The organism is Bartonella sp. AA83SXKL (assembly GCF_042196965.1).
Taxonomy (GTDB): Bacteria; Pseudomonadota; Alphaproteobacteria; order Rhizobiales; family Rhizobiaceae; genus Bartonella.
On the sequence record NZ_JBHIRG010000015.1, the window covers coordinates 25,377 to 34,048 of the forward strand.

Genomic DNA, 8,672 nt, shown 5'->3' on the forward strand with positions numbered 1-8,672 from the left:
AGTTCCCCTTTGAGATGCGGGTTCCCCTTTGAGATGCGGGTTCCCCTTTGAGATGCGGGTTCCCCTTTGAGATGCGGGTTCCCCTTTGAGATGCTAGTTCCCCTTTGAGATGCTAGTTCCCCTTTGAGATGCTAGTTCCCCTTTGAGATTTTATTCTATAGTGAATTAATCAATGTCATTGGCTTGCACGTCATAAAAGGCTGTGTGTGGGCTTTATGTTGGTGAGTAATATTTGAAAAAAGACTGAAATGCCTCTTATGGAGGCTCTCAAAGGTCAATGGCTGTTGTAACATGAGAGACAAATAGTATGATGATGCTCAGCTACTACTTTTATGAAGTGAAAAGAGGTATGAAGGTAAAGAAGGATGTGGGGTAACAAGGGGCGGTTTTGATGGTTCACTTTACGGGGGCTATTATATCTTATTTACAGATACTGTTTTGAAATGAGCGTGGATACACTAGGAAATATTAAAAAGTGCGTGAATGGAGGGACACAAGTGTATTCTGTTTTAGGATGTCCTATTGTACCTGAAGAGGATATCTCCATTAAAGAATGCGATAAATAAAAGCATAAAATGTGTAATTTCATCAGTTAATTGTTGTTGTCGTGGATGCTTTAGTCCCGTAAAGCTGGAGAGTGATGATGGATGTTAGCTTTACTCCTTGAAATTTCATATTCTGCCAAAATAAAATTATATACGCATTGCAAAAATTACACAAAAGAGATGGGTAATAGGCTCGCTTTTATTTTGCATATAAAAGCTGAAACGGTTTGCTCTATATCGTTTTGGTTTCTGTTTTAAAATATGCCGGTTATATGAGGGATGGAAGTTGATTGACAGCGGGAATGGATTTTATGTGGCCTTCAGTTCTCATCGTTAAGGTTTTGGGGAACTATTGGGGGACAATAGAGGTTGGTTTAAAGAGGTTGGAAAATATCTTTGTGCTTAATAAACAGATGAGACATTTTGCTAAAAAAGGGGAAACTTCTCTTGTTCATTGTTTAAAATGCTCTTTTAAGAAAAAATATCAAAATAAGTATCAGGAACAGAGAGGCAATAGACAATTCCTTCTTGTGTCAATTTGAGGGAAGCTGAACCATTCACGGAAATGGGAACGATTTTTTCGAGAACGGCACTACCAAAACAGGCTTTTTTATTGTTTGTGGGAGGGATGCCGGATTCAAAATTTTCATGCCAAGTGATGATAAGTTGTGTTTTGCCATTCAGTTTTGTTTTGATTTCACAGCGTACACAGATGCTCCCTTTTTCTTGGGAAAGAGCTCCAAAAGAAAGAGAATTGACAATCAGTTCATGAAAAGCCAAACCAATATGCAAAGCGGCATTGGGAAAAAGATAAGGATCTACGCCTTCAAGTGAAAAACGTTCTGTTTCTTTCATAAAATAGCCTAAAGCCTGCGTTTGGACCAATTCGCGAAATTGAGCACCACGCCAATCAGAATCAGTGATCAGATCTTGAGAATGAGAAAGAGAATGAAGACGACCTTGAAATTTGCGTAAGAAAACCTGAAGAGATTCAGTATAGCGGGCGGTTTGGCTGGCAATACTTTGAATGATCGCTAGAAGATTTTTAGAACGGTGACTGACCTCGCGAAGAAGGATTTTAAGCACTTGTTCACGGCGGCGTAAACCGGAAATATTAACACCGGTGGTGATAATCCCAATAATGTCTCCGTTATCATTACGATGGCAATCAATAGAAAATTTGTACCAAATCTCTTGTTTATTTGTATCTTCAAAACGTGCTTCAACAGTTTGCATTTTGCCACTGGCTAAAACTTGCAGTTTGATGGTTTCCATATTGTCTGCAAGGTCAAGCGAAAAAAAGTCGCTGTCACGACACCCAACCCGCCATTTATGGTGCAAATGGTGTGGCAAGTTTTCAGCCCATAAATAAACCAGATTTGTTGCCTGATAGAGAACACAAATATCAGCACCACGAATCGCTTGCATGAGCGCACTCATATGAGATCTATCCATGGGAGGCTTTGAAAGAGGCGTAACGATCATAATTTTAAGATGTTACTCTGTTCTAAGCCGCTTTAGAAGCATTCTCTTGAAAAAATAAAGCTTGGGAAATAAGTGCTTTCACCATATCAGGGTTAAAAGGTTTGGTCACTAAAAAAGTTGGTTCTGGACGCTCGCCGGTCAGTAGCCTTTCGGGAAAAGCCGTGATGAAAATCACCGGTATACGGTCATTTTTCAAAATCTCATTGACTGCGTCAATACCTGAACTGTTATCGGCTAATTGAATATCAGCCAAAATCAACCGTGGTTTTTTCTTATGATACATGATGACAGCTTCATCACGCGTGCGCGCTATTCCTACAACATGATGACCTAAGCTTTCTACCATTTGCTCAATATCAAGCGCAATAAGAGGTTCATCTTCAATAATCATTACTTCAGTGGCAATTTGTTGAGAAATATCAATGGATGCTTGGTTGAGCAGCTTACGGAATTCTTTCGTATCCAGATTCATGATTTCGCTGGCTTCTTGTTCATGAAATCCTTCAACGGCAATGAGCAAAAATGCTTGGCGTGCACGGGGCGTGAGATAGGATAATTTGGCACTGGTTTTTTGTTCAAGACCAAATTGGGGCAGGGGTTCAGGGATGTTTGGTGTGGTTTGGTCAAAAAGATGGCAAAAAAGCCAATAGGTACCAATTCGGTCAGTGGATGCTTTGGGAAAAATGGAGATGTCGGCAATGAGTGCTTCCAACATCGCTGAAACATAAGCATCGCCAGAGGATTGGCTACCGGTGACAGAGCGGGCAAAACGCCGAAGATAGGGAAGATGCGGGGCAATGCGCGTTGATAATGACATAATTTATAACTCCTTTGACCTTTCAAGCATTTTGTTGGTTGAAATTCTCAACAGATAAAAAAGTTCCTTGATTTGTATGGAACTTTTTACCGACAGCTATATTTACAACCATAAGGCGAAAAATTCTTCGCGGTGCTATTAGTAATATATGGATTAGGGGGATGAAAAATGAACGACCGTGATGAAAAAAATCTCACCACACAATTTAGAGTTGGAGATGATCTTCTCGGGGTCAATAGCGAAATAGCACGGAAGTTACGTCAATTTTACATGGAAATTCAAGAAGAAGCACTGCCACGGTGTTTGCTTGAGCTTTTAGAGAAGTTGGAGCGCGCAGAGCAATTTGGCTTAAACAATGTGGAAAAGGTTTGAATCCTTTATGTCAAAGTGCGCGAAAAATTTTAAACAAGAACTCCTTTCTGTGTTGCCGGCTTTACGAGCTTTTGCTGTTTCTTTAAGTGGCAAGCACGATAAAGCCGAAGATTTGGTCCAAGATACTGTTATGAAGGCATGGGCTAAGCAAGATAGTTTTGAGATGGGAACCAATCTTAAAGCTTGGCTTTTTACCATTTTGCGCAATGAATTTTACAGTCAAATGCGTAAAAAGGGAAGAGAAGTTCAAGATACCGATGGCGTGTTTACTCAAAATGTCGCTGTTCATCCTGCTCAATATGGATCACTTGATTTGCAAGATTTCAAAAAAGCCTTAAATTTGCTTTCTGCCGATCAAAGAGAAGCCATTATTCTCATTGGCGCATCGGGATTTTCTTATGAAGATGCTGCGGCTATTTGTGGTTGTGCTGTTGGAACCATTAAAAGCCGTGTGAGCAGGGCGCGTAATCGATTACAAGAACTTCTTAAAGTAGATGGTGAGTCTGATTATGGTCCTGATTCTTATTCAGCTGGAAGTACATTGTGTTCATTTAACGGCTAAAAAAGCATAATAATTATGATCGATAGCCTTGTTTTTTTTATTCCCGTTATAGCTATTACAGTAAAGTCAGTATCTGAGGAAATTCAGAGTGTTTGGCGTGTATCCTTAGGAACACAAGAAAAGCCTGTATAAACTTTCCCACGGGCTTTAGGTTTTATGTTCCATAAGGTTGCCTTCCTTTGTGCTGAAAAATGACGACTTTCAAGTTCGCCAATGGACATTCTATGACAACAAAAACAAATTTGATGCCTCAAATGCCTTCTTCTGATGCAACGATATCACGCTGGCGGTGGGTAGCGATTGTTGTTTCTCTTGTTATGGCTCTTTTGGCATCGGTTTTTATTATGTTGCTTTCAAATGCTGTTGATCGAGAAGTTGCACAGTTGAATACAAGTTCAGAATTGCGTGAACAGGCTGATTTGGTCCTTATTAGCTTGATTGATATGGCTGTTGCTGATCGCAGCTATGCAAAAACGCGCAAGGCGGAAGATAAAATACGTTTTGAAAATGCAGAGCGGGAGTTAGGGGATATTCTCGATTATATCGCACTTATTGTTTATGCGCATCCACAATGGGATGAATGGTTTACGGCTTTTAAAAAAGAGGTTGAAGCACGAAAAGCCTTTATGAATGCCCATATGCATGCTCTTGATGCGATTCCTGAACAACCCTCTCAACCTTCTCATGCTGCCTCTTTTGAAGTATCAAAGATTCCTGTGGCACGTTTAGCTCAATTGATGACAAGCTTTATTAATGGGGATGATGTGGTGCGACAAAAACAGCGTGAGGGTATCGCATTAATGCGGGCTGCTTTGACATTGGCGGCTATTGTTTCCGTTGTGAGTACTTTTATTTCTGCCTATTTTGTTATTAATCGTTTTCATCGTGATGTGCGCTCTTTAAAATTGTATCAATTGCTGCTTCATAGCGAAAATATCGCTCTGGAAGCCCGCGTGAAAGAACGAACACAAGAATTAGAAAGAGCACGCAATCACGCTGAAAAAGAACGCCAACGGGTTGAAATATTATTGCAGGATGCAAGCCATCGCATTGGCAATTCTCTTGGGACGGTGTCTTCTTTGCTGGGGCTCCAGTTAAACCGGAGCAAAAATGAAGAGGTCCGTGCTGTTCTAGGAGCTGCACGTGATCGTATTCAGACAATTTCTACAGCACATCGTCGTTTGCGCTTAAGTGATGATATGGAAACGACTTTTTTGGCAGAGTTTCTCAGTTCTGTTGTGCATGATGTCGAATTGGCAGTCCCTTTTGAATTGCGTGAAAACATCGCCATTCACACAAACTTTAAAGATTGTCGCCTGTCTTCAAGAGATGCGACAACACTTGGAATTATCCTTGGTGAACTGCTGACAAATTCCTTAAAACATGCCTTTCCTGATCAACGGTCGGGTCATATTTATATTTCTTTTGGTCCCCAGAAAGATGGACAATTGATGCTCATTGTAGAAGATGATGGCGTGGGAATGAAAAGCCAAACTTTAGAACAAAAAACAGGACTTGGTCGTGTGGTCGTGGAACAGCTCTGTATGCAATTTGGTGAGAAACCTCTGTTTGAAACTTCTGCTTTAGGAGGCACAAAGATTATCATTCCTTTGCCAAAACTTAGCATGAATAGTTCAAAAAAAAGCTCTGACTGATTTTTTTAAGAGATAAATTCTTTACTCTCTGCTTGTTCGTTTTAATAAAAATGAGAAAAAATATAACTTAGATGACGCGAACACAGCACCATTCATATCAGATTGTCAATTGTCTTCAAGAGAAGCAACATTGCTTCTTTATCTTTTGGTCTCTTTGTTTTTTGCTTTGCTGACTCCGATTATCGGCTTTCAAAATTCTCCTGTTGTTGTATGCTTTATAGCTTTGAAGTACTTGAGTTAAAATTTAAATTTATTTTGAATAAAAGCTCCTTTAAACCGATAATACTTATATTAGTAAGCTCTATTTCTTTGTGAAGAGATTGTTTTTTCAAATTTTGTTATTTTTTGTAAGGCATGTAAAACTTTAAATATGTGGTGTTTTTGTAAAAGTGTGTAACGAATATTCTTAAGGATAACTTGCTCATAAAGTTTATGAAACACTGTCCTTTAGGGCTATGAACAGCATAAGCATTCAACAGGTGAAATCTCTTCAACAAAAAGTCGGGTTGTTTATAGAATGATATGGATTTTAGAATCTTCGTTCTTTAGAAAAACTCACCTTTGATTTGAGATTTTATTGCATGGCAAATAAGGACGGGCTATCGTTTTGATAAAATAAACAATAAAGAGTTAGCCTTTTTTGGTTTCATATTTTACACTTTTCTATTGTGCGTAAACCTGAAAAGGGGAGGGCGTTTTATTTTTAATCATTGTTATGCGACCTTGGGTGGTGGCATATTTCGGCAAATTCTTTATAGATATTTAAAGTGCGGAAATCTCTTTAAGAAAAATAAGCGCTAAAGCATATTTTTAGATGTTTTGAGTCGTAAAAATGCAGATGCTTTTATGCTTTAAGTTTCTTCGGAGGGTGTTATCGGGCTGTTGATCAAGGCATCAATATTGTTTTTTTCTTGTAGGAATGTTTGTAGGTCTTGATTTGTTAAGGCTTTGCTATCCGGTATACGGATGCGCATGGGATCAACTTTGACGCCATTGACAATGATTTCAAAATGACAATGGGGACCGGTTGCCATTCCTGTTGTTCCAACATACCCAATGATTTGTCCTTGTCGTACTTTCACGCCTGGTTTGATGTCTGGTGCATAACGGCTTTGGTGTGAATAACTGCTGACATATCCATTGGCATGTTGAATTTCCGTGTGATTTCCATAGCCACCTGTTACACCTACTCTTGTGACAATACCATCTCCTACAGCAATAATGGGTGATCCTTTAGGAGCAACCCAATCAACTCCCGTATGCATGCGAACATAGCCTAAAATAGGATGTTTGCGTGGACCAAAGGGGGAGCCAAAAATCCCATTTGGTGTGGGTTTGCGCAGCAAGAAAGGCTTTGAACTCCTCCCTTCAGAATCATAATAATCAACGCTTCCATCTTTTAATTGATAACGGTAATATTTATAAGTTGTATTTCCAAAAGTTGCGCTAATATAACGAATTTCTGGATCAGTGTTTTGGGATGCTTCCTTTGCTTTCAAGTTCTTTTTGCCATTTTGGTTTTCTTTATCGCTTTGTGGTACAGCATAAAATATTTCGATCTGATCATTGGGTGTTATCAGACTTTTCATGTCAATATTGGTGGCTAGCAGACGAATAAGACGATGAGAGAGAGATTGTGATATATTATGGCTTAGCAAAGCACTATAGAGTGCATCATAAGCCGTTGGTAATTGCGCACTATTGATATAAGAATGCGGAATACCATTTTGAAAAGCCGTTTTAAGTGCTTTAGACATTTTAGGCTCTGTGCTTTCAATGAATTGGCCTTTATCATTCAGGGCAATGGTGAGAATATGATGCATCCCTTGATAGATACTTGCGCGTACGAGATGATCTTCTTCACCAGCTTGTGTCACGATACCAATGCGTAAAAGGCTTCCCTCTTTAAGGGAATCGGAAAGGCTTATTTTTTCTAGCGTTTTTACAACCTGGTCAATTTGCTTTTTTGTATAACTGGTTTTTTTGAAAGCATCGGCTATCGTTTGTTTTTTACGAATAGGAATAATATCTTCAACATAGTTTTTCGTCAGATCGATACGGTGACTTTGAGGAGAAACGGTTACATTTTCTTGAACGATTCGAACTTCAGGGGATTCTGTGCCTTGGGAAGGGGAGGATACATCTTCTAATTTTAAAGGATCAATCAATGTGAGAACTGAAAGAAGTTCAGAGCTCTTTTCTAAAGTAAATCCAGCTTTTTGCACTTCTTGTTGTGCCTCTTCATCTGTCAATGTGTCGCTGTCATCAAAATCGAATTGATTTACCTTAAAATCATAGCTGCGTAAGGTGAGTTTTGTTTCAACCTTTGCACCGTAAATCTGCCCAGAATCTTCTTGTGGTGCGATATTTTGATTTTTAGAATCACTGGCAAGAATGCTTAAAGAATCAAATTTTGGATAACTATATTTCTGGGGGCGATTTTCGGCTAAAGCCATACGAATCCATTCAAAATGTTGTGTTTGAATGACTTTTTCATCGCCTTTTTTTTGTAGAATCGATAGTTCAAATTGACGTTTTCTGTCAAAGCTTTGCCGTGCATGGGTGGGAGAAATACGATCACCTTTATAGCCATTGGCCTCAGGGTCTTGTGATTCTGATAGGTTTTCTTGCGTAAACCATTGTGGCGGTGTTACCAATCGCTGTTGTTCATCAAGAGCCGTAAAAAGTGCAATCCCCATAAGAATGCAGGAAATGATTCCTGTCAGAATGGTTCCCGTAAGCCAACGAGCAGAGACCTGTCGGCGCGCAGGCCGCAAGCGCTTGACGACAAGAGCAGGGTCTTGTCCAGGATCGTTTTTTTGTTGTTCGTTATCCCACATAGATTTAAAAGAGTACTTTTCAATATTAAATAAAGAAAGCTAGCTAGATAGCTTAGCATGCTTCTACAGGAATTTGATTCTTTTTACAAATTACAGATCATGCGATTCTCTTTATACAGCAATGTCTTTATAAATCGTATCTGCGCAGAAAATTTTCTCTATTAAAGTAGCATAAAACAAGCGTTATTGTGATTAACTCATTCCTAGGCAACTTCCTATTTTTATGCATTGCAATGGGGTGCTATATTTTACTTTAAAGGCGCCATGCTCTCTTTGAACTCCTTGCTGTTTTCATGTTTTATTTTTATGAAGGCAGATTTTGCCAATAATGTCTTGAAATAGGATTTTTTGTTCAATATTTTATTGGTATTGTTTTGGGCATTTTATTAAAAAAAA

The 8,672-nt window shown here is 39.0% G+C and carries 6 protein-coding genes; 3 read left to right on the forward strand and 3 right to left on the reverse strand.

Annotated elements, in window-relative coordinates; translation table 11 throughout:
* Nucleotides 1-1,016: 1,016 nt before the first annotated feature.
* Both ACFINO_RS07210 and ACFINO_RS07215 read right to left on the reverse strand, forming a co-directional pair.
* The gene (locus tag ACFINO_RS07210) at nt 1,017-2,030 is read right to left on the reverse strand and encodes an HWE histidine kinase domain-containing protein (RefSeq protein ID WP_375633296.1); all 1,014 of its coding nucleotides are present in this window, start codon (nt 2,028-2,030) and stop codon (nt 1,017-1,019) included.
* Between the two features lie 22 nt (nt 2,031-2,052).
* Nucleotides 2,053-2,847 (reverse strand): response regulator, encoded by a 795-nt coding sequence (locus ACFINO_RS07215; protein WP_273791319.1) that lies wholly within the window; start codon nt 2,845-2,847, stop codon nt 2,053-2,055.
* Nucleotides 2,848-3,015: 168 nt separating this feature from the next.
* Between ACFINO_RS07215 and ACFINO_RS07220 the strand changes: the two genes are divergently transcribed.
* The 3 genes from ACFINO_RS07220 to ACFINO_RS07230 all read left to right on the forward strand — a co-directional run bounded on the left by ACFINO_RS07220 (nt 3,016) and on the right by ACFINO_RS07230 (nt 5,436).
* Nucleotides 3,016-3,219, forward strand: a complete 204-nt coding sequence (locus tag ACFINO_RS07220; protein WP_375610684.1) for a NepR family anti-sigma factor — start codon at nt 3,016-3,018, stop codon at nt 3,217-3,219.
* Between the two features lie 7 nt (nt 3,220-3,226).
* Entirely contained in the window at nt 3,227-3,781 is a 555-nt protein-coding gene (locus ACFINO_RS07225; protein ID WP_273724155.1) for an RNA polymerase sigma factor, read from the forward strand.
* Nucleotides 3,782-4,005: 224 nt separating this feature from the next.
* Nucleotides 4,006-5,436 (forward strand): sensor histidine kinase, encoded by a 1,431-nt coding sequence (locus tag ACFINO_RS07230; protein ID WP_375634560.1) that lies wholly within the window; start codon nt 4,006-4,008, stop codon nt 5,434-5,436.
* A gap of 851 nt (nt 5,437-6,287) precedes the next feature.
* On the opposite strand, the gene ACFINO_RS07235 is transcribed toward ACFINO_RS07230, so the two are convergent.
* On the reverse strand, nt 6,288-8,276 hold the full coding sequence (locus tag ACFINO_RS07235) for a M23 family metallopeptidase (protein ID WP_375655328.1): 1,989 nt from the start codon (nt 8,274-8,276) through the stop codon (nt 6,288-6,290).
* Between the last annotated feature and the right edge of the window lie 396 nt (nt 8,277-8,672).

Coding starts and splice junctions, on each gene's coding strand:
- ACFINO_RS07230 (WP_375634560.1), top strand. CDS start 4,006: ATGACAACAAAAACAAATTTGATGCCTCAAATGCCTTCTTCTGATGCA.
- ACFINO_RS07210 (WP_375633296.1), bottom strand. CDS start 2,030: ATGATCGTTACGCCTCTTTCAAAGCCTCCCATGGATAGATCTCATATG.
- ACFINO_RS07225 (WP_273724155.1), top strand. CDS start 3,227: ATGTCAAAGTGCGCGAAAAATTTTAAACAAGAACTCCTTTCTGTGTTG.
- ACFINO_RS07215 (WP_273791319.1), bottom strand. CDS start 2,847: ATGTCATTATCAACGCGCATTGCCCCGCATCTTCCCTATCTTCGGCGT.
- ACFINO_RS07220 (WP_375610684.1), top strand. CDS start 3,016: ATGAACGACCGTGATGAAAAAAATCTCACCACACAATTTAGAGTTGGA.
- ACFINO_RS07235 (WP_375655328.1), bottom strand. CDS start 8,276: ATGTGGGATAACGAACAACAAAAAAACGATCCTGGACAAGACCCTGCT.